This is a genomic window from Streptosporangium sp. NPDC049046 (assembly GCF_040649155.1).
Classification (GTDB): Bacteria; Actinomycetota; Actinomycetes; order Streptosporangiales; family Streptosporangiaceae; genus Streptosporangium.
The window spans coordinates 33,350-56,292 of record NZ_JBEZEZ010000028.1 but is presented as its reverse complement, the minus strand read 5'-3'; the positions used below and the strand labels follow the sequence as shown (position 1 = coordinate 56,292).

The following is a 22,943-nucleotide window of genomic DNA, read 5'->3' as shown; positions in this document are numbered from 1 at the left end:
TTCCTAGCGGGATGCAAGATGATAACGAGATCCCTGCCGAGTTGTGTGGGCGAATGGGGTGCGGGTTAGGGTGCAGTCCGTGGCGAAGTGATCACGCCTGGCTGCTGTTTCGCGGAACATCACGGTCAGGACCGTCACTGGTGATCGGAACACGACGACGAGGTGGGCGGATGGGATTCCTTGATCGCTTTCGCCGCAGCGCAGACCACCAGCCACCGCCGCTGCCCGTCCCTCCGCGCCGCAGTAACGTCTCCCAGCGAGCGGTCGACCGGCGCGCCTCCTTCGCCCCACCGACTCCCACCGCGCCCACGCCTCCTACTCCCCACGCCTCTTGGCTGCCGCCGGGAACGGGCATCACCCTCGCCGGCCACAACATCGTCGGCGGCCTGCTCTATGTCGGCTCCGGGCTGGCCTCCGCCTCCGGCGCCATTGTGGAACCCGCGCTGATCGACCCCCGGCTACCGGTCGACGGACGCCGACCCGACTGGAGCGGGCAAGGCCTGGACTACTGGCCCTCATACGCCACGATCCCGCCACAGTCCAGAGCCGCCTACCTCGCCTGGCTCGCCGACGGACGGCGCTACCCGCAGGTGCCCATCGGTTACGTGTTCCTCTACCTCTACGGGCTGGAACGCCGAGCCCTGCACGACCTGGCACTGGATCGCTCCACCGCCGTGTACGAGCTGCCCATCATCCACGCCGAGGTCCGGCGCCTGCTCGGCATCTACGGCGGACACGGCACTTTCCAACGCTACGCCGGGCAGTTCGAGCAGGCACTGGAGATCCTCACCCTGGCCGGAGCCCAGTTCAGCGCCGGCGCACCACCGGCTCCGGCTCGCGAAACACCACCCCCGCTGCGGTTACGCGCAGGGCTGGGCTCCTTCGCTCTCCAGGGACGACCGATCCCGGCGCAGTGGGCGTTGACCTGGATCCGCTCTCACCCCGACTACTACCCACGCACCGCCGCCACCCGCTGCGCAACCGAGTTCGACGCCCTGTTCCAGCTGCGCTACACCGCACGCCACGGCCAAGGCCTGGTCGTGCGACCCGGCCGAACGGAGATTGCCCTCGATTACCGGCCCGCCAGCGCGGGCTTTCGTGGAGTCGCCGAGCTGACGCTCGCCGGCATCCCGGAAGTGCTGACCCTGGCCGCGCCGACCCGCAAGCTGGTGGCGCTGGCCGACGAATGCACCTCGGAGCTGGAGGCCTACAGCCGCTTCATCGGCCGCGCCCCCGACGGCCACGCCAGCGTGCAGGCCCAGGCACTCCTCCCGATCGAACTGCTCGATCTGACCGCCGGTGGCGCCGGGCAGGCCGTGACCTGGGCGCGAACCCGGCTGGGAGCAGCCGAGACGGCCCTGGTCGCGGCCGAGGAGTTCACCGCCCTGATCTCCGCACCGGACACCAAGCCGGTCAAGAAAGACGTCATCGCTCTGGCCCGGCTGCTGGGCTCCGCCGGCATCGGCGTCGAACCCGACCCACGACTGGGCGGACCAACGCCATCGGCCGGCCCCATGGTGCTGTTCGCTGCCCCCGGCGGCCCCACCGCGGCGGCCTCGGACGCCTACCAGGCCGCCACCGTGCTGCTCCACCTGGCCGCGGCGGTCAGCGCCGCCGACGGGGAGACCTCCCAGGCCGAACAGCGCCACCTGAGCGAACACCTTGAGCGCGCCCTGCACTTGACCTCTGATGAGCGACGGCGCCTGCACGCCCACCTGCGCTGGCTTATCGCCACACCAGTCAAGCTCAGTGGCCTGACCCGGCGCATCGCGGGCATCGACGAGGCTCAACGCTCCTACGTCGCAGAATTCCTCACCGCGGTGGCCGCCGCCGACGGCCACATCTCCTCGGCCGAGATCAAGACCCTCACCAAGATCTACCGCCTGCTGGGCCTGGACCCCGGTCTCGCGCAAAGTGCCCTGACAGCCCCCGCCGCCCCGCCTCCGGCGTCCGCGCCGGTCATCGTCCGTCCCGGGCAGCCCGAGCAGGGATACGCCATCCCCCCGCCGCCAACCCCGTCAGCTCCACCGGCGGCGTCGTCCTCGGTGCAGCTCGACCAAGAGGTGATCGCGGCGAAACTCGCCGAGTCGGCGAGAGTCGGAGCCCTGCTGGGATCGATCTTCACCGACGAAGACCCAACACCCCCACCCCCGCCTCCGGCGGCCGACCCGGTCGCCGGGCTGGACGGCCGGCACTCCGGGCTGGTGCGCGCGCTCACCACCGCCGAGCAGATCTCGCGCGGGCAGTTCGAGCAGCTGGCCGCGCGCTGGAACCTGCTGCCCGACGGGGCACTGGACCGCATCAACGAAGCCGCCTACGAGCTGGCGGGCGAACCGCTGCTCGACGGAGACGACCCGATTCGGGTCGACCGACATCTGCTGGGAGAGATGCTGACGTGAGCTCCACCGTTATCCGTCCCCGCGAGCGCGACGCCCTGCTGCAGTCACTGCGCGCGGGCGTGGTCCCGCGCGCCGGCCAGCGCCATGTGCAGGTAGGGCGAGAACCCGAGGTGACGGCCTTGGTCAGCGACATCGACCGGATCGCCGGCGGGGGAGCGGCGGTACGGTTCGTCATCGGCGACTTCGGGGCGGGCAAGACCTTCTTCCTGCACCTGGTGCGCTCCATCGCAATGGAGAAGAAACTCGTCACCGTACACGCCGACCTCAACCCCGACCGGCGCCTGCACTCCAGTGGCGGACAGGCACGCAGCCTGTACGCTGAGCTGATGCGCAACCTCGCCACCCGGGCAAAGCCGGACGGGGGAGCGCTGACCAGCGTGGTGGAGCGGTTCGTCTCCACCGCCCTGGCCGAAGCCCAGCACAGCGGAACCGATCCCGGCCACATCATCCGGCAGCGGCTGGCCCACCTGTCGGAGATGACCGGCGGATACGACTTCGCCGAGGTCGTCGGCGCCTACTGGCGCGGCCACGACAGCGGCGACGAGCAGCTCAAATCCGCGGCCGTGCGCTGGCTACGGGCCGAATTCTCCACCAAGACCGAGGCGCGCTCCGCGCTCGGGGTGCGCACCATCATTGACGACTCCACCTTCCACGACCACCTGAAGCTGATGAGCCGATTCGTCCGGCTAGCCGGCTACGACGGCCTCCTGGTGTGCTTGGACGAGATGGTCAACCTCTACAAACTGGCCTCCACCCAGGCACGCAACGCCAACTACGAGCAGATTCTGCGCATCCTCAACGACACCCTCCAAGGCAGCGCCGCCCACCTTGGCTTCGTCTTCGGCGGCACCCCGGAATTCCTCGCCGACACCCGCCGCGGCCTCTACAGCTACGCCGCCCTGCAATCACGGCTGGCCGAGAACACCTTCGCCGCCGGCGGCCTGGTCGACTACTCCGGGCCGGTACTGCGCCTGGCCGCATTGACCCAGGAAGACCTGTACGTGCTGCTGGCCAAGCTCCGTTACGTTCATGCCGGCGGCGACCCCTCCCGCTACCTGCTCGGCGACGAGGCGCTGCCCGCCTTCATGCAGCACTGCTCGGGCCGCATCGGCGAGGCCTACTTCCGCACGCCCCGCACCACCATCAAGGCGTTCTGCGACCTGCTGGCCGTACTGGAGCAGAACCCCGGCATCGACTGGCGGCAGATCCTGCCCTCGGTCGAACTGGCCCAGGAGGCCAACCCCGACCTGGCGCCGCTCGAGGAAGACGACAGCGCCGCGACACCCGCGTGGGCTCCTCAAGGGGGAAGGACAGGCGATGACGACCTCGCCTCCTTCCGGCTCTGAGTCCTTCGAACGGCTTCACCCGGCAATCCAGCGATGGATCTGGCAGCAGGACTGGCCGGAACTGCGCCCCACCCAGGAAGCGGCCGTCGCCCCCATCCTGGCGGGCGACGGCGACGTCCTGATCGCTGCCGCGACCGCTTCCGGCAAGACTGAGGCCGCCTTCCTGCCGATCTGCTCGGCCCTGACCGACCAGCCACCGACAACCGCTGGATTCGCCGCGATCTACATCAGCCCCCTCAAAGCTCTCATCAACGACCAGTACGGCAGGCTGGACGAGCTCTGCGCCCACCTTGACCTCCCGGTCGCCCGCTGGCACGGCGACGTCGGCTCCCACCTCAAAAGCAAGCTGATCGACCAGCCCCGCGGAATCCTGCTGATCACCCCCGAATCACTGGAGGCACTGTTCGTCCTGCGCGGCTGGAAGATGGGCGACCTCACCGCCGCGCTGCGCTACATCGTCATCGACGAGCTGCACTCCTTCATCGGAACCGAGCGCGGCGCTCAACTACAGTCGCTCATGCATCGACTGGACCTGGCCGCGCGCCGACGCGTTCCTCGTATCGGCCTGTCGGCGACCCTCGGGGACATGAGCCAAGCCGCCGACTTCCTGCGCCCGGGAGCGGGAGAGCGGGTCATCTCGATCGTCTCGACCTCCGACGCCCAAGAGCTACGCCTGCAGGTACGCGGCTACGTCGAGACCGCACCCACGCTCGACCCGCGCGCCCAGGCCGCGCACGAGGCGCTGGGCGCCGACGTCAGCACCGACGACATCACCTCCGGCGACCGCCTCGCGATCGCCGACCACCTGTTCGCCACCCTGCGCGGGTCACACAACCTCATCTTCGCCAACTCCCGGGGCGCGGTGGAGGACTACACCGACCTGCTCAGCCGCCGCTGCGACACCGGGGGAGTGCCGAACGAGTTTCTGCCCCACCACGGCAATTTGTCCAAGGACATCCGCGAGCACACCGAGTCCCGCCTCAAGGACCGCAGCCGGCCGACCACCGCCGTCTGCACCTCCACCCTGGAGATGGGCATCGACATCGGCTCGGTCTCCTCCATCGCCCAAGTCGGCGCGCCCCCGAGCGTAGCCGCCCTGCGCCAGCGACTCGGCCGCTCCGGACGACGCGGCGGCCCCGCCGTCCTGCGGCTCTACATCAGCGAACCCGAACCGACCCCTGCCATCCACCCCGCCGACGAACTCCGCACCCAACTCGTCCAAGCCGTCGCGACCATCGAACTGCTCCTGCAACGCTGGTACGAACCTCCCCACGGCGCGGCTTTACACCTGTCGACGCTGGTGCAGCAGCTTCTGTCCCTCATCGCCCAGCACGGCGGCATCACCCCGGCCGACGCCTACCGCACCCTGTGCGCCCAAGGACCGTTCCGCACGATTGACGCGCCGACGTTCGCCGCCTTGCTGCGCGACCTTGGCGCCGGACGGCTCATCCGCCAGGAAAGCGACGGCCTGCTGCTGCACGCGGAAGTGGGGGAGCGGCTGGTCAACCACTACACCTTCTACGCCGCCTTCGCCGCCCCCACCGAATACCGGATCGTCACCGCGGGACGAACCCTCGGCAGCCTTCCCCTGGAGAACTCCCCGCCCGAGGGGGCGCTGCTCATCTTCGCCGGCCGCCGCTGGCGGATCCTCACCATCGACACCCACGCCAAGGTCATCGACGTCACCCGCGCCTCCGGCGGCCGCCCGCCGCGCTTCGCCGGCCCCGGCCCCGACATCCACGACCGGATCCGCACCCAGATGCGCCACATCTACGAAGACTCCGCCATCCCGCCCTACCTGGACGCGACCGGCCAGCACCTCCTGGCCGAAGGCCGCGCCACCTACCGCCGTTTCGGCCTGCACCACAGCCCGCTCCTCGGCTACGGCGCCGACAGCCTGCTGTTCCCCTTCCGGGGAGACGCCATCATGACCACGACCGCCCTGGCCCTGCATGCGCAAGGCGTCGACGTCGCCCGCTACGGTGTCGCCCTGCTGCTCTGCGCCACCCCACCTCGGGTGGCCGCGGACCTGCTGGCCGACCTGGCCGCCTCCGGCCTCCCCGACGCCGCAGACCTGGCGAGCCTGATCCCCGACAAGAGAATCGACAAGTACGACGACGTCATCGGCGAGAACCTGCTGACCCGCTCCTACGCCGCTCGCAAGCTCGACATCCCCGGCACCGAGCAGGCCATCGCCACCCTCGCCGACCAGGCCGCTCCCGCGCAGGCCGCACAGGCCCAACCTTCTGCCGTCGCGGCCGCGGCGTCCCGTCGGTACCGACTGGGATCCCTTCCCTACGCCGTCGTCGACGTCGAGACCACCTCGACCGACGCCCGCAAGGCCCGCATCGTCGAGATCGCGATCATCCGCCTGCACCCTGACGGCAGTGACGACCGCCTCTACACCACGATCGTCGACCCTGGAACGGGCCCCGGCCCCACGCACATCCACGGCCTCACCGCCGCAGACCTGGCAGGAGCCCCACGTTTCGCGGAGATCGCCGGTGACATCGCGGCCATGCTCGACGGCGCCGTGATCGTCGCCCACAACGCCCGCTACGACACCGAAGTGCTCAGCACCGAGTTCGCCCGCCTCGGAGCCGCCCCCGACGACCTGCTGTCCCTATGCACCCTGGCCCTGTCACGCCGCTTCGGCCCGCCACTGGCCTCCCACCGGCTCACCGACTGCGCCACCGCCGAGGGAATCGACCCCGGCCGGGCACACAGCGCCGAAAGCGACGCACGAACCTGCGCCCACCTGCTGCGCCTGTATCTCGAACGCGCGGCAGCTCAGGACCTGCGCTGGTTCCACCAGATCGGCACTATCGGTAACCTTCCCGTTACGCCATGGGTCTCATTGCCACCCACCGGCCGTAGTCACCCCCGCCCGATGCTGGGATCACGCCCGCGCCTCATCGGTGAGATCACCAACAGGGGGAGTGGCCCGCCATCAGATCCAGGGCGGCTTGCCGGTCGCGAGGATCTCCAATGGCACTGACCTGCCCATATTTGCCCACCAAAGCGAATATTCACCCTGACAGCACAGCGGAGAGGCCGCTCGAGCGCCGATTTCGTGGACGATGGCAGCCGCTGCCATGAGACAGTCGAAGATCGCCGAGCAGGCTAAGCGAGACGCGAGACCCAACTACATCTACGAAGCAGCCTTCACTGAGCCGCTCGAGGAGACGGCTGTAGAACTGAAGCGGACAAGGTCGGACATCAGGCAGGTCGATGTAGATCATTTGAGACGACCATGATCACAGGATGACTTAACGATCATGGTCATACGAATCTACCAAGAGTGCCTTCTATGCAAAGCGGCTTTAAGTGGCCGTCGCCACACAGATTCGGCGAGATGAACCCATAGTCACGCCGGACGCTTGAAGTAAGACGACCGGGACGAAGGGTGGCACACTTGCACTATTAACTGGATACCAGACAGAAGGTTGATTCTGTCTGGTATCCAAAGTGATCACCTAGATGCCTACTCAACCGGCGCCGGCCCGCTCCAACCGCGATACGTCAACTCCCGCCGCAGGATCAAGTTCTCGCCATGGGCCCGCTCCAAGGCCCGACGCAGTTCGCTCACCTCTTGCCGGTGAGCCCCTTTGAGTCGAGTGATCTCCGCCGTCAAGGAGAAAACCACATTGTCCGCAGCACCCCTTTGGTCGGCCTCATCGAGAACGACTGCTCGCGCTGGCATGGAGCGCTGGCGAAATTGCTCGATACGTCGCCGCAAGCCCTGGTTCCCGTACAGAAACGAATGGGAAACCCCCGCCTCTCGCTGCACAGCCTGAAACGTCACAGGCACCCCCTTCCTGACCAGACGCTTGATGGCCGCCTCGGCTGCCTGTATCTTCGCCTCAGACTTACGCCGGGCCGCCGTGCTAAGAGCGTCGATGCGTCGTTGTCGCCGCGCCTCCGCAGATTCCGACGGTGTGGCCATCATGGCGCGTTCCTGCGATGCCGAATGGCATTGATGCCGAAGACATCACAGGTCAAACAGGTATTGCCCGCATCGCATCGCAGTGATGACGGCCGCAGGCAAAAGCCGCTGGCCACGAAGATGCTCGCTAGAGCAGCATTAACTTTTGTCTTGAAATCGTGCCGGACCTCTCTGCTAAGAGCGTCGATGCGTCGCTGCTCTTCATTGGCCTCGGATGGTGCGACCCTCATAGCGCGCTCCTACGGTAGCGAATGGTGTCGATCGTGACTGGAACAGGCCCGGCAGTGGGTGAACCGGCGCCTTGAACGGCGCGCCCTGGTGCGGCGGCCATCGCGGACAAGAGCTTGACCAGCGCGTCACGTTCGGCGGTGCGTTGAATGAGCCAGACATTGTCGGCAGGCATCGGTACGCCATGGCGATCCTTAAAGGCAGCCGTAGTGCGTTCAATAAGCGCACTAGTATCGCTTAATTGCCGCTCCAAAAGCGCGGTATGGCTGTCGTCAGTGACAAAGACACCGCAGGTCAAGCAGGCATTGCCCTTGTCGCACTTCTGTAATGGCGGCAGCAAGCAAAATCCGTTGGGCAGGAAACGGTCAGCGCGGTCAAACAACTGCATGCCGTCATGGTCTTCGCGGGTAAAGGTGACCAAACTGCCGTCGGCCTTGAACCTGCGGGTGGCCACGAAGGCTTGTTCGGCGTGCTCGTCACGGCGGGCCACGTAGTGCATCGACATGGTGGGGTTGGCATGACCGGCATAACGTTGCAGGACATGGATGGGTAGGCCGAGCTCGGCCAGACGAGTCAACCGGGTGTGCCGGAAGCGATGGGTATGGCTGAGATGAACAGGCCGCCCCGTGCTGTCGCTGATCTGCGCCAGATCGCTGAAAGCAACGAGAATCTGATTATAGGAGCCTCGTGGGAAGGCTTTCGTGCCACCTGCGTTGGCTTTGCGCTTAGGAAATAAGTAGCGGGTTGGCGCCCCGAGTTGCCGGCGCACCCAGTCCTGCTGTTCATGAATGAGAGCAACGACCTCAGCATCAACGAGGATCGTGTCAGGCGCTTTCCCGATCTTGCTCTGCGCATATTGGAAACGTGCCACCTGCTCCCCCTCGGCCGCCTGCATCACTCGGTTGGTAGCGGGTGACAAGCAGCCGAACTCGCAGCTTAAAATCTCGCCAGCACGTCGGCCAGTCAGGATCTGCAGCAGCAACATTCGCATCACCTGCGGCTCGCCCTGTCCCGCCAGCATGTGTTGTCGACCGTTGACGGTTACGGTGACCATCTCGTCTTCGGCGGCGCCCAGCACCGGCAAGTAAGCGGTGATCTGAGCCAAAGCATGATCGTCGACATACTGGCTCTCCTCAAGGACCGGCGCTCTGGCAGGCTTGCGCTGAACCTGACGCGCCCATGCCGCCGGGTGTGCCGGATCGAGTCGATCCCACAGGGTAGGGCCGAGAGTCCGCAGTGCTTCCTCACGGTTGTCAATCAGGAAGGACATGAACTCGGCGATGGCTAATAGGTCGTTGTTCACCTTGATGGGATCGACGCGGTCGGTTCGTGGCCGGCGGCCATCGCGCGTGCGGTTCGCCGGGACACTGTCCCACAGGCGAAAGGCGGCGGCCAGGCTCGAGGCCTGCCTCAGGTCCCCCGCTATCACCCCAGGGTCGGGCAGCGTGCGTAACCAGTCATCGAACCGCAACAGCGCGGGCATTCGAACACTTAGCAGTGTTGACCACGAGAAGGCACCGGACTGCACAAGAGTGCCGAGTACCCATTTGGCGGCCTCACGCAGCCACGGGAGGTGGATCTGACCAGGACTGCAACTCTCGGTGCTTTGTGGCTCGCGTTCGCGCAGGGGAATACGCGGATCGCATCGAGGATGCCAGCGATCAAGTTGCCACCAGACTCCGTCGTGTAGACGAGCGGCTAAGGCAAGTTGGGCATGGCGCAGGCAAGAATGCAGGAGCTTGAGCGTTGAGGCAGCAGCGGGGGAGCCTGTCGTGGCCTGCTGGAACGTGGTGTACAGACGTCTAGAGTCCTCCTCTTTCCACAAGGCCAGGGAGATAGGCAGGTTTTCGTGCCCTTGCTGGCTTGCCCACCGCAGCATGCGCGCCATGGCGTTGATGTAGTAGCTCACTACCTGCATGCCATCCAGGTACTGCCAATGCGCCATCCAGGCCAGCTCAATGCGAAAGTGCTCCGGCAGGTCAGAGAGGTCAATCTTTTGACTTTTCGCGCTGCGCATATCCCAGTCATCGATGCCGGGTCCGATGATCGAACCGTGCCACTCCTGCGGGAGGTCGCTCTTCAGACGGGCGTAAGCCTCAAGGGAAGGACCAACCGCGTCGGCCGAGACGAGGATCAATTGCTTATTGCTCATCGGGGATCTGCCATTTCGTGGTGTAGGTCTCCCAGTTGGCGGCCGCGCGCAGCGCCTCGTCTTCGCTCACCCAGCCGTACAGATCTAACGTGGTCTGCACATGGGCGTGCCCGAGGCGCCGAGAGACCACCCAGTCCGCGGTACCGGCCAGCAGCAATGCGGTGGCATGGGTGTGCCGAAACCAGTGCGGTGTCCAGCCTGGCGCCCCGACGCCCTTCTTCTTCAGCGAGCGCACCTTGTCGCGCACGGTGCTTTCGCGCAGCGGTGCCAAGAAGGGTGGTCGATCAAGGTTGACGAACAGCATCTCCTCGGCACTGATCTCGATCCCCAACCCGGCAGCCCGAAAGGCCAGGTGTGTGAGGTAGTCGGCGAACAGCCGCTCCAGGTCGGCGCCGACATAGACACGGCGCGCCTTGAGCAGCTTGACCCGGGCATCGTTGGGGTTGTCCACGCGCGGGACAACGTCGATGTACGGAGTGCCGCCGCGGCCCATGACGAAGTCGCTGATCCGCATGCCGAGCGCCTCACCGAGCCTCATCCCGCTCTCAGCCAGCAGCGCGAACAGCATGCGGTCGCGTAGGTTACCCCGCCACTCCCCCGCGTCACCGTCGTAGACCGCGCAACCGTCCAAGATGGCCTGCACCTGAAAGGGCAGCAGCACCGGAGGTCGCTCTCGCGCTCGGGTACGCCGAATCCGCACCAGGGACGACGGCTGCGCCGGCCGCCGGGCGGCTAAGTGCGCCAGCAAACCACGGGCCGGAGTGCGGCGCGGCGTGCCCTTCAGGAGCCGCTTGGCCACCATGACATCGTGGACCAGGTGTTGCCAGCGGTAGAACGACAACACTGCGGTCAGGCGTGTGGCCAGCGTGCTCTGCGACGGTGGCTGCTCACTCCCCTCCGACAGCAGCTTCGCTTCATATACGCGGCCTTCGTGCAGCCAGGAGACGAAAGCCGAGACCGCCGGGACACCGACGTGATCCCAGCCTCCGACGTCGCCTCGTTGTTCGAGGAAGGTCCACCATTGAGCCAGCGCTGTGGCGTAGCTGCGGACAGTGTTCGGTGACCAGTGCAGACGGTGTGCCTCGATCCATTCCTCGACCGGGGCCACGGTGCGATAGGTGGCATCCACCACCGTCCAGGTACGCGAGCTGTTGGGCGGCCGCACCGGCAAGCAGTACGCCATGACATCGTTCCCCCACGTCGTTGAGAGAACGATGATAATGCGGACATAACGGACACAATAACATGCGAGGAGTCAGTGACTCATTCGTTATGAATGCTGATGAGGCTGCGGGCACCCGTGATGTCGATCCCTCCAGTGACCGAAGCGCGGTTGATCTTGACGAAGCCGCCCCTGCCACCAATGTCGACCACGGCGTCAGCCCACCGTCCAACACCTGCAGGCATCGGAACCTGATCGGGCCCCGTACGCCTGCCAGAGGAACACTCGGCGATCAGAGCACATAAATGCTTATCTCGATGCATCGCCACGATCGAGATATGGGTGCCAGTACGCAACTCATCACCCGGAAAATCACCGACAGCTGTCGGAGCGGATAGGGCGGCGACCCCATGGTTGCCCATTCCATAAATGGGATTTAGCCACCGCACAGCCACCAGCCTGAGGCTAACCAACATAATATTCGGCGAATTCTCTACACGAGAGTACCACTTCGGCAACAACAGCGGCCCAATCCAAGCCATCACGCGCCTGCCCGGTCACGGCCGCTACGCTGGCTAGCTCGCCTCGCGTTGCCATTCGGTGGCGGTTGCGGAACTGGCGAGCCAACCGACACTCTCCCGGTAAGCCAGCTCTCATCTGAGAAGAAAGCTCCAATGACCCCTTGTTCTTTCTTGTTGATTAAGAACCCCTAGATAGCAATGATGCAACGATATACAGCACCTCCTGCAAGCCCTGCTGTGTACGTTGATTCGAGCCGTCAAGCCCCCATGGATAATTCAGCTTCTGTACGGTATAGAGCCAATAGTGCAAGCATATCGCCCTTCGTCCTATTCGGCTTACTTCAAGCATCCCGTGTGACTCCGGGTGCATCTCGCTTAATCCGCACAGCGAAGATCGCCTTGTGGAGAAGTCGCTTAGCCGATTCGTGTAATCAATGACCGCCAAGCCGCCTGTGGATGCGGTTGAGCCTGGCGTCTCACTTGACCCGCCAGGTGATCACGATCTTCTCGAGTGACGTGCTCGCCGGGCGGCTTGTCGCATTCAACCTCCTTTGTCGGGCTCTTTCGTCAACTGATGGCAGCGGCTGCCGTCGTCCACGAAATCGGCGACCGGGTGACCTCTCCCCTTCATGTCGTAGGGCCACTGGTGGTAGGGGCAGGTCAGGCGGTGGTCCTTGCTTCGTCTGCGCCGTCGTGGCGGGTGCCGCCGGTTACGACTTCGAACAGGTCGTGTTCGAAGACGAGCATCACGTCGCTTTCCTGGGCCGCTATCCCACGATGGCCGACAAGGTTCTGGTGGCGCCCAAGGCCCATGTCGAACACGTGGTCCGTGATCTCGACGAGGGGGCCTATCTGCGGCTGATGGGGACGGTTCGCCGGGTCGCCCTGGCGGTCGAGGCCCTCGTGCCCTGCGAACGCACCTACCTGCTGTCGCTGGGCAGCCGGCAGGGCAACGCCCACCTGCACTGGCACATCGCTCCCCTGCCCGAGGGAACTCCTTACGAGCACCAGCAGTATCACGCGCTGATGAGCGAGAACGGGGTGATCCCCTGGTCGGTGCGGCAGGCGCTGGAGCTGGCCGATCGTCTGCGTGCGGTCCTGGCCCCGGACGGTGAGGGGGGGTGATCTTCGGAAGGTCTGCCCGGCGGGGTTCACAGGCGCATGACGCTGCTGTGGTGGTCGATGTGGTCGGCGGTGTCGTCGTCGAACCACAGGCCGCCGGTGGCGAGGTAGCGGAAGCGGTGGATTCCGGGCGGCAGGATGACCGAGACGGTACGGGTGCCGTTGCGGCGGCGGCGCATCTCGTGACGGCCGGGCTGCCAGTCGTTGAAGTCCCCGACCACGCTGACGACACCATGGGGGTGGTCGGCGGGCAGGGCGAAGGTGACGCGGGTCTTACGGCCGAACAGTTGGGTGCGTTTGAGCATGTGTGTCCTTTCCGGGGTTTTCCGCGGCTTTCCGGGGTGGGGATGAGGTCAGCTTCCCGGTTGGCGGGGTGATTCGGTAGAGGGGTGTGCAGGCCGTAACACACTGTTCACGCTGGTTTCGGGTTGTTCGCCGCCTGAGTGATTCACCGGGATCGGCCACGGGTGAACTGCTGAAGGACGCGGGGTCTCACCGGCGGGCTCCGGCCGGGGTCTGCCCCCTCATGACTCCGCGCGGGGCGGGCGAGCCGGAGGCGAGGCGGTAACGCCATTACGTCACCACAGATCAGTCGAATCCGGTAAAAACATCTTCGGGACTTCCGTGAGGCCGGGCGGCGGGGTTTTCCTCGCGAGCCCTGCGCCGGGCGTTCGTCTACCGTGGGGGAATGAACATGATCGGCGAGATGGCCGGCGGGCCGCTTTCCCGCGGCCACGGCCGGCGCCTGTCGCCGCGGCAGACGCCGGTGGCCGGTGGTGGCAGGGCGGGAAGGGGCGGGGGTTTCGGCGGACGGGGATGTGGCACTGGTGGCGGGTGAGCGGCCGTTGAGGGCGGCCAGGATACGGAAGGGGTGTCGCCGGGATCATGCGGCCTGCTGATCTGAATCGTCTCAGTGTGGGCGAGTCGGCCGATCGTTACGTGGAGCTGGTGCGGGCCAAGACCCTGACCGGCGCGTTGTCGGCGTCGACGGCGGAGGTGTACGCGCGTGATGTGGCCACTTTCGTGGATCTGGCGGGCGAGGAGACGGTCCTGGACGATCTGACCGGTGAGGACGTCGACGCCGTCCTGCTGGCCTTCGCCCGTAAACCCGACGGGCGACGGCGCTCGCGGCCCGAGGAGGCGGCGGGCACCGCCTCTCAGCCGGTCTCCTCCGCCTCGCAGTCGGCCTCCTCTCAGGCGCGGTTTCGGCGGTCGATCTCGGCGTTGTTCAAGCACGCGGTGCTGGCCGGGTGGGTGCAGGTCAATCCGATGGCGACGGCGACGGTGACGGCCAAGGAGCGCGGCGGGCTGCGGCCGCAGCGGCGGGCGCTCACCCGCGAGCAGGCGCGAGGACTGATCGGCGCGGCGCGTGAGCTGGGAGGCGGGCCGCAGGCCGAAGCACCGCAGGAGGTGCCCGCGGCCAGGGCGGGGCGGGTGCGCCGGCGTGACCAGCACACCGAACTGCGTGACGGGCTGATCGTGTTGATGCTCTCGACGCTGGGGCCGCGGGTGTCGGAGCTGGTCCGGGCCAACGTGGAGGATTTCTACACCAACGACGGGGTGCGTTACTGGCGGATCTTCGGCAAGGGCGGCAAGACGAGGGATGTGCCGCTGCCCGACGACGTCGCGCTGGTGTGGGAGGCCTATCTGCTGCACGGGCGGATGGCTTCCGCCGACAAGGCGCTGCTGCTGTCGTGGCGGGGGCGGCGGCTGGCGCGGGGCGATGTGCAGGCGGTGATCGACCGGGTGCAGCGCAGGGTGGATCCCGATCGGCGTCGTTCGGTGACCCCGCACGGGTTGCGTCACACCACGGCCACCCATCTGCTGGCCGACGCGGTGGACATGGACGCGGTGCGGCGGGTTCTGGGTCACAGTGATCTGGCGACGCTGGGGCGTTACCGCGACGAGCTGCCCGGGGAACTGGAGGTGGCGATGCGCTCGCATCCGTTGCTGCGCGGTCCCTCGTCGAACTGAGCGGCAGGCGGCCCCCTTTTTTTCAGCATTATCTAGCGAGGAGCCCCGGGCGTTCACGCCCGGGAGGAATCGCTTCCCGGTCCTGGGGTTGTGAACGTCTGGTCGTCAGGCCGGGCGTTTCTGGTTTTCGATGTACTCCTTGATGATGCTTAAGGGGGCGCCTCCGCAGTACGACGATGACCAGAAATGGCCGCCCCGCAAGTACTTGCGGACGTGAGCGAGGTACTCCTTGCGCAGCAGACGGGCCGAGACGCCCTTGAGGCTGTTCACCAGCGTCGAGAGGGCGATCTTGGGCGGGTACGCACGAGCAGGTGCACGTGCCCCTCCCCGCCGTTGAACTCCACCGATTCTGATGTCGGGGTTCGGTTTCCATCTCGGTGATATAGACCTAAGGCTAAAATGTTCGAGGTGAAGCTGGTGGTGCAGGTGAGACTCCTGCCGACGCCTGAGCAGGCGGCGGCTCTGGCAACGACCCTACGCGCTGCCAACGACGCAGCCACCTGGGTCTCCATGCTCGCCCACCACCGGCGGGTGTTTCGCAACTACGACCTGCGCAAGCACACCTACGGGCAGATCAAGGACGACTACAAGCTGGCGGCCCAAGCCGCGCAGCACGTCATCAAGAAGGTCACCGACGCCTATGCCACGCTGCACGCCAACGTCCGCCACGGCAATCTGGGCAGACCCGGCTCCGCGCGGCGCGAGCGTGTCCTGGCCGAGCCGATCGTCTTTCGCCCCGGCGCGGCCCAGCCGTTCGACGACCGCTGCCTGTCTTGGCAGATGGACGCGCGGACGGTGAGCATCTGGACCACGGGCGGGCGGATGAAGAGCGTGGCGTTCACCGCCTCGGCCGATCAGCTCACGACATTATCCGCTTACCGCAAAGGCGAATCGGATCTCCTGTACCGCGACGGCATGTGGTTTCTGATCGCCACCTGCGAGATTCCCGACCGGCCGGTCGCCACCCCGGACGGATTTTTGGGGGTGGATCTGGGGATCGCAAACCTCGCGACCACCAGTGGCGGGGTTCGCCACAGCGGCAAGGGTCTGAACGCGGTCCGTCACCGCCACCGCGAGCTGCGCCGCCGCCTGCAGGCCAAGCAGACCAAATCCGCGAAACGGTTGTTGAAGCGGCGTCGCCGGGCCGAGGCCCGGTTCGCCGCGAACACCAACCACACCATCGCCAAACGCATCGTGACCGAGGCGACACGCACCGGGCAAGGGATCGCGCTGGAAGATCTCCAGGGCATCCGCGACCGGGTACGGCTCCGTAAGCCCCAGCGGGTCACGCTGCATTCGTGGAGTTTCCACCAGCTGGGAGGCTTCATCGCCTACAAGGCGGCCCGCGAGGGCGTCGCCGTTGTTCACGTCGATCCGGCCTACACCTCGCAGGCGTGCTCCTCCTGCGGGCACGTGGACAAGAGGAACCGGCCCGGCCAGGCGACCTTCTCCTGCACGTCGTGCGGTTTCGCTGAGCACGCCGACGTCAACGCGGCCCGTAACATCGCCTCGCGCGGGGTGGCGGGCTGGGCAGTGAGTCACGCTGCCGACGACGCGGCCTAAACCGTCGAACCCATCGACGGCGAGGAGCTGCAAGCTCGGTCGTTTACGGCCGAGAAGCTGACGCCAGCAACTCCTCCACCAGCTGCCGCATGGAGCGGGCGAACCTGCCCGGGGCGGCGCGCGGGGTGAGGCGGCGCACCATGTCGGCGTCGAACATGCCCAGCAGGGTGTGGGCGGTGAAGTCCGCGTCCAGGTCGGGGCGAGCCTGGGTGATCAGCGTTTACAGGAAGGCCTGCATCAGCCCGGTGCGGCTACCGAAGCGTCGAAAGACGGTGCCCTTGCCGACCTGGGCGTGCGCAGCGATCTGGTCCAAGGAGATGTGGGCGCCATGCTGGGCCAGCGGGTGCTGATCACCGGCGCCACCGGCGCCGTGGGCCGCTACGCGGTGCAACTGGCCTTTCGCTCCGGCGCCCAAGAGGTCGCCCTCACCGCGCTCGGCGCCCATGAGGTCGTCGTCGGCCTGGCCGGCCTGCGACAGGTAAGCGAGCCGTTCGACGTGGTGCTGGAGACGGTGGGCGGTCCGCACCTGGTGGCCGCCTGGTCACTGCTCGCCCCCGGCGCCACCCTGCCAGCCGGCCGTCTTCCCTGTCGGCTCCACCTTGAAGGACGAGAGGTTCAGCCGTGCTCAGCGGGTGGCCCCGGTGGTGGTGGCCTGCCGGTCGAACTGGGTGCGATACAGCTGCGCGTAGCGGCCGCCGGCGGCCAGCAGGCCGGCGTGCGTGCCCCGCTCGACGATCCGCCCATCCTCGACCACCAAGATCAGGTCGGCGGTGCGGATCGTCGACAGCCGGTGGGCGATGACCAGCGCGGTCCGTCCGGCCAGCGCCTCGGTGAGCGCCTCGGCGACCGCGGCCTCACTGGTGGAGTCCAGGTGGGCGGTGGCCTCGTCCAGCACCACCACCCGGGGGCGGGCCAGCAGCAGCCGGGCGATGGTCAGCCGCTGGCGCTCCCCGCCCGAGAGCCGGTAGCCGCGCTCACCGACCACGGTGTCCAGCCCCTCAGGCAGCGCCGAGACCAGATCGGCCAGCCGGGCGCGCCCCAGCACCTGCCACAGCTCCTCGATCGTGGCCTCGGGGCGGGCCAGCAGCAGGTTGGCACGGATGGAGTCGTGAAACAGGTGCCCGTCCTGGGTCACCACGCCCAGCGTCTGACGGATCGAGGCCGCCGACAACTCGCGGACATCCACCCCCGACAGTCGCACCGCGCCGCTGTCGACGTCGTACAGGCGCGCCAGCAGCTGCGCGATCGTCGACTTTCCCGCCCCCGAGGAGCCCACCAGCGCCACCATCTGCCCGGCCTCGGCGCGAAAGGACACCTCCCCCAGCACCGCCGCACCGCCGCGCCCGTCCAAGACGGCGACCTCCTCCAGGGAGGCCAGCGACACCTTCTCGGCCGAAGGGTAGGCGAAGCCGACGCGGTCGAACTCCACCGTCACCGGCCCCTGCGGAACCGCCCGGGCGTCGGCCCTGTCGGTGATCAGCGGCCGCAGGTCCAAGATCTCGAAGACCCGCTCGAAGCTGACCAGGGCGCTCATCACCTCCACCCGCGCCCCGGCCAGCGCCGTCAGCGGCGCGTACAGGCGGGTCAGCAGCAACGCCAGCGCCACCAGCGCGCCCGGCTCCAGTTCACCGCGCAACGCGTAAAAGCCTCCCACCGCGTACACCAGGGCGAGTGCCAGCGCCGAGACCAGGGTGAGGGCGGTGACGAACACCGACTGCACCATCGCGGTGCGCACCCCGATGTCACGCACCCGCCGCGCCCGCGCCAGAAACTCGGCCGACTCCTGGGCGGGGCGGCCGAACAGCTTGACGAGGGTGGCGCCGGGGGCGGAGAAACGCTCGGTCATCTGGGTGCTCATCGCCGCGTTGTGGTCGGCGGCCTCGCGTTCCATCCGGGCCAGCCGGCCGCCCACCCGCCGGGCCGGCACGACGAACACCGGCAGCAGCACCAGTGCCAGCGCGGTCAGCTGCCAGGAGATGCCGACCATCACCACCAGGGTCAAGGTGAGCGTCACCAGATTGCCCGCCACACCCGACAAGGTGTCGCTGAAGGCGCGCTGGGCGCCGATGACGTCGTTGTTCAACCGGCTGACCAGCGCGCCGGTACGGGTGCGGGTGAAGAAGGCCACGGGCATACGCTGCACGTGGTCGAAGACGGCGCCGCGCAACCTCAGGATCAGCCCTTCACCGATACTCGCCGACATCCACCGCATCAGCAGGCCCAGCGCCGCCTCGGCCAGCGCGATCACCGCGATCACCGTGGCCAGCCCGACCACGACGCCCACCGCGGCGCCGCCGACGATCGCGTCGACGACCCGGCCGGCCAGCACCGGCGTGGCCACCGCCAGCACCGCCGACACCACACTCAGCAGCAGGAACCACGCCAGCAGGAAACGGTGCGGGCGGGCGAAGGCCGCGATCCGCCGCAGCGTGACCACCGACAACGGCCGCCGGTCCTGCTGGGCGTGCATCGTGGCGTACAGCGAATGCCAGGCCGCCATTTCCATGCTCATGGTGGGTCACCGTGCTTTCCGTGCTCGTCGGGTGAAGGACCGGCGCCCCCCGCCGCCGCCCGGCGGCGGGGGCGAAAAGCCCGGTGGGCGCCACCTCCACGACCCTAGAAGCTGAAGTTAACTTCAGGTCAAGGGTGCGGTGCCCCGGCCCTCCCCCGGCCCGGGCGCCGCACCTCCCCCTCCCGCACATCCGTGCCCGTGCCCCGGCGGGGCGGGCGCCACCTCGCCCCCATAGGCTGAAGGCCGTATTCCCCCGTCCGGACGCCCCGCCGTCTCGACGTCTTCCCCTTCTGAGAGGTGTACGCGCCGTGCCGACCGCACTCCGCCTGTTCCGTTACGTGGCGATCGCCGAAGCATGCTCGTGGGCCGGCCTGCTCATCGGCATGTACTTCAAGTACGTCGCCGCCACCGGAGACCTCGGCGTGAAGATCTTCGGCCCGGTGCACGGCGCCTTGTTCGTCCTGTACCTGGCCGCGGTGCTGTACGCGGCCCGCCAGGACGGCTGGAGCCGGGGTACGGTCGTCGTCGGCCTGGTGTGCTCGGTGCCGCCGCTGGCCACCTTGTGGTTCGAGCGGCGCGTGCTCGCCCGCCGCCGCGAACCGCTCACAGCCTGACCTGCGCCTTCGACCCGCGCCTTCGAGGCCTCACAGGTCCAGGACGGCGCGGGTGGCCGCCCGGCAGCGCCGCGGATCGGTCAGCAGTTCGGCGCAGTCGCCGAACTGGTCGATCGAGCCCACCGCCGGCAGCGCCCGCACACCGGCGTCGGTGATGGCCGCGCTCAGAGCGTCGGCGAACCGGTCGGCGCCGATCACCTGGAAGGGCCGCCGGTGATACGGGCGCAGGCTCCCCTCCGGTGCCGCGGCCACCCCCATCCGGTTGTGCCAGGCCGCCACCCGCCGATACACCACCCCCAGGTGCTCTTCTCGTTCACGCCAGGTGGTGGCCGCCAGCGCCGCCGACAACGCCTCCCCCAGCTCCGCCGTCCCCGGCAGACGGGCGAACGCGCTGCCCAGCCACTTGGCGTACGGCGGGTAGCGCCGCCGCATCAGCACGACCAGCCGCATCAGGTCACGCGCCAGGTCCGCGCTGACCACCGCCGATCCCAGGTCGTCGCCGACCTCCCCGCACCGCCCGGGGAAGGCCTCCTGCCGGGCCAGGCGCCTCCACTGCCCGGCCAGCACGTAGCGTTCCAGATCGGGCGGATACCAGCGCAGCGCGGCGCGCGAGCGCCCCATCACCCCCAGGCCGTCGTGGAAGACCTCCCCGCTGGTGACCTCCGCCAGCCGCTGCCAGGGAGTCGACAGCCAGTCCAGCACGCTCACCCCGCACAGCGGGTCGAATCCCAGCCGATCGGTGAACCAGGTTCGCGGATCACTCACCTGCACCCCGTGACACTCACCGCCCACGGCGGTGCGATAGCCGCCGAAGTCCGCGGGCAGGCCCTCGCCGACGGCGCGCCGCACCTCATCGGCGCGGTGCGCGGCCACGAACACCACCACCCTGGGCCCCCAGTCATGGTCGGTGGAGCGTTCGGTGTCGAACGCCAAGACCTCCGACCCGGCGCCGATCAGCGCGGCACTGTGCGGCACGTCGGCCACGAGCGGTCCCACGACCTGGGCGTAGAAAGCACGCGAAAGCTCCAGGCCAGGTATGAAACTGGACATCATTTCGTCCACTCTGCCTGCCGTGACCGCGCCCCGCACCAGGTTTTCCTCCCAGGGCGCCCGCCCCCGAGACCACACCGAAGCCGCGCGAGACCTGCTCGCGCGGCTTCTCGCCCGGGACGGAAAACTCAGGCGCCGTCAAGAGCGGCGGCCGCCAGCGGCCGCCCGCGCAACCCCAGCCGCTCGTACAGGGCGATGGCGGCATGGTTGCCGGTGTCGACCATCAACGCGACCCGCTCGTGCGCGGCCGCCAGCTCCCCCAGCACGAACCGGCACACCGCACCGCCGTGGCCGTGGCCGCGTACGGCCGGCGCGGTGGCGACCCCGGCGACGAACCCCACCTGCGCACACGACCAGGCGTCGGCGGCCACCGCCACCAGATGACCGTCCTGGCCGCGCACCCCCGCCCAGCGCCGTACCCCCGCCACGCCCGGCGCCGCCCAGGAGCCGGGAGCCGCCCGCGCCAGCAGGGCGGCGACCTGCCCCTCCTCGGCCGCCCCCAGCCACTCCGCTCCGGCTTCCGGCCGGGGCCAGGTGAGCGCGGACGCGGCCGCCTCCATCCACTCGAACACCCCCAGCGGGCGCAGCCGCGCCGATCGGGCGACCACCTGCTCCACCAGCTTTCGCTCCCCCGTCACCCGGTAGGAGGGGCCGACCTCCTCCAAGAGTCCCTCCAGCAGGGCGCCCACCGCATCGGCCTGCCCGTACACCGTGAGGCGATCACGGCGGTTGAGGTCGGGGCAGGCCACCGCCACCGCCTCCCCCAGCGCCCACGCCCGCACCCCCGGCCCCATCGCCTGCGCCCCCCACAACACCAGCGCATCCCCCGAGCAGGCCCGCGCCAGTTGCGCGACGTCACGCAGCCGCACCGGCACGCCGCTCAGAGGATCGCCCCCGGCCGGTAGGCGGCCGCCTGCGGGTAGCGCTCCACGACCCGCCCCACCTGCTGCACGACCGCCTCCACCTGCGCCGAGGCCGCCCCGGTGAAGGAGATCGGCTCGCCCAGCAACGCCTCCAGCTGCGCCCGCTCCAGCGGAAAACGCTCATCTGCTCCCAGCCGGGCGACCAGCTCGTTACCGCCGGAGCCCTCGCGCATCGCCAGCGCCGACGCCACCGCGTGTTCCTTGATCAGCTCATGGGCGCTCTCGCGGCCCATCCCGGCCCGCACCGCGGCCATCAGCATCTTCGTCGTCGCCAGGAACGGCAGGTAGCGGTCCAGCTCGGCGGCGATCACCGCGGGGAAGGCGCCGAACTCCTCCAGCACCGTCAGCATGGTCTCCACCAGCCCGTCGAACGCGAAGAACGCGTCCGGCAGCGCCACCCGGCGCACCACCGAACACGACACATCCCCCTCGTTCCACTGGTCGCCGGCCAGCTCCCCGGCCATCGACGCATACCCCCGCACCACGACCGCCAGCCCGTTGACCCGCTCACACGAGCGGGTGTTCATCTTGTGCGGCATCGCCGAGGAGCCGACCTGCCCCTCGGCGAACCCCTCGGTGACCAGCTCGTGCCCGGCCATCAGCCGGATCGTCTTGGCCAGCGAGGAGGGGGCCGCCGCCAGCTGCACCAGCGCGCTGAGCACCTCGTAGTCCAGCGACCGCGGATACACCTGCCCCACACTGGTCAGCCGGTGGGCGAACCCCAGGTGGGCGGCCACCTCCTCCTCCAGCGCCGCCAGCTTGGCCGCATCCCCGCCCAGCAGGTCCAGCATGTCCTGGGCGGTGCCGACCGGCCCCTTGACGCCGCGCAGCGGATAACGGCCGATCAGCTCCTCCAGCCGCGCGAACGCCACCAGCAACTCGTCGGCCGCCGAGGCGAACCGCTTGCCCAGCGTCGTCGACTGCGCGGCCACGTTGTGCGAACGCCCGGCCATCACCAGCTGCGAGTGCCGCGTCGCCAGACCCGCCAGCGCGGCCAGCATCGCCACGCACCGGTCCCGCACCAGCACCAGACTGTCGCGGATCTGCAACTGCTCGACGTTCTCGGTCAGATCCCGCGACGTCATGCCCTTGTGCACCTGCTCGTGGCCGGCCAGCGCGTTGAACTCCTCGATGCGGGCCTTGACGTCGTGACGGGTGACGCGCTCACGGGCGGCGATCGACTCCAGGTCGACCTGCTCGACCACCTTCTCGTAATCCCGCAACACCGCGGGGGAAACCTCCACCCCCAGCCGCGCCTGCGCGGCCAGCACGGCCAGCCACAGGCGCCGCTCGGCCACCACCTTGTACTCGGAAGACCACAGGCCGGCCAGCTGCGCGGAGGCATAACGGGCGGCAAGAACATTGGGGATACGCGGCTTGGCAGTCACGTTGGGTCAGTATATTCCGCCGCCCGCACCCACCCGGCCCCGG

General features: G+C 68.0%; 17 protein-coding genes and 1 pseudogene. 7 read left to right on the top strand and 11 right to left on the bottom strand.

Translation table 11 applies throughout. The features are described 5' to 3' along the window. Positions 1 to 170 precede the first annotated feature (170 nt). From AB0B96_RS31820 to AB0B96_RS31810, 3 genes are read left to right on the top strand one after another with little or no spacing between them, the layout of a single operon-like run. Positions 171 to 2,399 carry a TerB N-terminal domain-containing protein gene (locus tag AB0B96_RS31820; protein ID WP_362904657.1) on the top strand — a complete coding sequence of 743 codons (2,229 nt, stop codon included), beginning with the start codon at positions 171 to 173 and terminating at the stop codon, positions 2,397 to 2,399. Then, positions 2,396 to 3,745: an ATP-binding protein gene (locus AB0B96_RS31815; protein WP_362904655.1), complete on the top strand. Its 1,350-nt coding sequence runs from the start codon at positions 2,396 to 2,398 to the stop codon at positions 3,743 to 3,745. The genes AB0B96_RS31820 and AB0B96_RS31815 overlap by 4 nt, the downstream gene beginning before the upstream one ends. Next, the gene (locus AB0B96_RS31810) at positions 3,717 to 6,743 is read left to right on the top strand and encodes a DEAD/DEAH box helicase (RefSeq protein ID WP_362904653.1); all 3,027 of its coding nucleotides are present in this window, start codon (positions 3,717 to 3,719) and stop codon (positions 6,741 to 6,743) included. The genes AB0B96_RS31815 and AB0B96_RS31810 overlap by 29 nt, the downstream gene beginning before the upstream one ends. A gap of 486 nt (positions 6,744 to 7,229) precedes the next feature. Here AB0B96_RS31810 and AB0B96_RS31805 read toward each other — a convergent pair whose 3' ends face one another. The 4 genes from AB0B96_RS31805 to AB0B96_RS31790 form a co-directional block, all read right to left on the bottom strand. Beyond that, positions 7,230 to 7,691, bottom strand: a complete 462-nt coding sequence (locus AB0B96_RS31805; protein WP_362904764.1) for a DUF6262 family protein — start codon at positions 7,689 to 7,691, stop codon at positions 7,230 to 7,232. A 226-nt stretch (positions 7,692 to 7,917) separates the two neighbouring features. After that, positions 7,918 to 10,071: a tyrosine-type recombinase/integrase gene (locus tag AB0B96_RS31800; RefSeq protein WP_362904651.1), complete on the bottom strand. Its 2,154-nt coding sequence runs from the start codon at positions 10,069 to 10,071 to the stop codon at positions 7,918 to 7,920. Next, positions 10,061 to 11,254, bottom strand: coding sequence for a tyrosine-type recombinase/integrase (locus AB0B96_RS31795; protein ID WP_362904649.1), 1,194 nt, complete (start codon positions 11,252 to 11,254; stop codon positions 10,061 to 10,063). The genes AB0B96_RS31800 and AB0B96_RS31795 overlap by 11 nt, the downstream gene beginning before the upstream one ends. 80 nt (positions 11,255 to 11,334) lie before the next feature. Then, positions 11,335 to 11,688, bottom strand: a complete 354-nt coding sequence (locus tag AB0B96_RS31790) for a hypothetical protein (RefSeq protein WP_362904647.1) — start codon at positions 11,686 to 11,688, stop codon at positions 11,335 to 11,337. Positions 11,689 to 12,447: 759 nt separating this feature from the next. Between AB0B96_RS31790 and AB0B96_RS31785 the strand changes: the two genes are divergently transcribed. Then, complete coding sequence (locus tag AB0B96_RS31785) at positions 12,448 to 12,879, top strand: HIT family protein (protein ID WP_362904645.1); 432 nt, start codon at positions 12,448 to 12,450, stop codon at positions 12,877 to 12,879. A gap of 26 nt (positions 12,880 to 12,905) precedes the next feature. On the opposite strand, the gene AB0B96_RS31780 is transcribed toward AB0B96_RS31785, so the two are convergent. Then, positions 12,906 to 13,181, bottom strand: a complete 276-nt coding sequence (locus AB0B96_RS31780) for an isoamylase early set domain-containing protein (protein WP_362904643.1) — start codon at positions 13,179 to 13,181, stop codon at positions 12,906 to 12,908. A gap of 610 nt (positions 13,182 to 13,791) precedes the next feature. Here AB0B96_RS31780 and AB0B96_RS31775 point away from each other — a divergent pair. Next, positions 13,792 to 14,850, top strand: coding sequence for a tyrosine-type recombinase/integrase (locus AB0B96_RS31775; protein WP_362904641.1), 1,059 nt, complete (start codon positions 13,792 to 13,794; stop codon positions 14,848 to 14,850). A gap of 105 nt (positions 14,851 to 14,955) precedes the next feature. Here AB0B96_RS31775 and tnpA read toward each other — a convergent pair. Then, positions 14,956 to 15,191 (bottom strand): annotated as a pseudogene (tnpA, locus tag AB0B96_RS31770) (IS200/IS605 family transposase); the annotation flags it as partial. A gap of 58 nt (positions 15,192 to 15,249) precedes the next feature. Between tnpA and AB0B96_RS31765 the strand changes: the two are divergent. Then, entirely contained in the window at positions 15,250 to 16,413 is a 1,164-nt protein-coding gene (locus tag AB0B96_RS31765) for a transposase (protein ID WP_362904639.1), read from the top strand. 220 nt (positions 16,414 to 16,633) lie between these two features. On the opposite strand, the gene AB0B96_RS31760 is transcribed toward AB0B96_RS31765, so the two are convergent. Beyond that, complete coding sequence (locus AB0B96_RS31760) at positions 16,634 to 16,939, bottom strand: TetR family transcriptional regulator (RefSeq protein ID WP_362904637.1); 306 nt, start codon at positions 16,937 to 16,939, stop codon at positions 16,634 to 16,636. Between the two features lie 99 nt (positions 16,940 to 17,038). Then, a complete protein-coding gene (locus tag AB0B96_RS31755; protein WP_362904635.1) occupies positions 17,039 to 18,925 on the bottom strand; it encodes an ABC transporter ATP-binding protein in 1,887 nt (628 codons plus the stop codon). Positions 18,926 to 19,233: 308 nt separating this feature from the next. On the opposite strand from AB0B96_RS31755, the gene AB0B96_RS31750 reads away from it, so the two are divergent. After that, on the top strand, positions 19,234 to 19,539 hold the full coding sequence (locus tag AB0B96_RS31750; protein ID WP_362904633.1) for a DUF3817 domain-containing protein: 306 nt from the start codon (positions 19,234 to 19,236) through the stop codon (positions 19,537 to 19,539). Between the two features lie 30 nt (positions 19,540 to 19,569). Here AB0B96_RS31750 and AB0B96_RS31745 read toward each other — a convergent pair whose 3' ends face one another. The 3 genes from AB0B96_RS31745 to purB form a co-directional block, all read right to left on the bottom strand. After that, entirely contained in the window at positions 19,570 to 20,589 is a 1,020-nt protein-coding gene (locus tag AB0B96_RS31745) for a DUF4037 domain-containing protein (RefSeq protein ID WP_362904631.1), read from the bottom strand. A 128-nt stretch (positions 20,590 to 20,717) separates the two neighbouring features. Further along, entirely contained in the window at positions 20,718 to 21,464 is a 747-nt protein-coding gene (locus AB0B96_RS31740; protein ID WP_362904628.1) for a GNAT family N-acetyltransferase, read from the bottom strand. A 5-nt stretch (positions 21,465 to 21,469) separates the two neighbouring features. Beyond that, a complete protein-coding gene (gene purB, locus AB0B96_RS31735) occupies positions 21,470 to 22,900 on the bottom strand; it encodes an adenylosuccinate lyase (protein ID WP_350949732.1) in 1,431 nt (476 codons plus the stop codon). Between the last annotated feature and the right edge of the window lie 43 nt (positions 22,901 to 22,943).

Bases quoted from the DNA above. Each gene is read 5' to 3' on its own strand.
- AB0B96_RS31805 (WP_362904764.1), bottom strand. From the start codon at position 7,691: ATGGCCACACCGTCGGAATCTGCGGAGGCGCGGCGACAACGACGCATC.
- AB0B96_RS31755 (WP_362904635.1), bottom strand. From the start codon at position 18,925: ATGAGCATGGAAATGGCGGCCTGGCATTCGCTGTACGCCACGATGCAC.
- AB0B96_RS31745 (WP_362904631.1), bottom strand. From the start codon at position 20,589: ATGTCCAGTTTCATACCTGGCCTGGAGCTTTCGCGTGCTTTCTACGCC.
- AB0B96_RS31765 (WP_362904639.1), top strand. From the start codon at position 15,250: ATGTTCGAGGTGAAGCTGGTGGTGCAGGTGAGACTCCTGCCGACGCCT.
- AB0B96_RS31820 (WP_362904657.1), top strand. From the start codon at position 171: ATGGGATTCCTTGATCGCTTTCGCCGCAGCGCAGACCACCAGCCACCG.
- AB0B96_RS31810 (WP_362904653.1), top strand. From the start codon at position 3,717: ATGACGACCTCGCCTCCTTCCGGCTCTGAGTCCTTCGAACGGCTTCAC.
- AB0B96_RS31780 (WP_362904643.1), bottom strand. From the start codon at position 13,181: ATGCTCAAACGCACCCAACTGTTCGGCCGTAAGACCCGCGTCACCTTC.
- AB0B96_RS31795 (WP_362904649.1), bottom strand. From the start codon at position 11,254: ATGGCGTACTGCTTGCCGGTGCGGCCGCCCAACAGCTCGCGTACCTGG.
- AB0B96_RS31800 (WP_362904651.1), bottom strand. From the start codon at position 10,071: ATGAGCAATAAGCAATTGATCCTCGTCTCGGCCGACGCGGTTGGTCCT.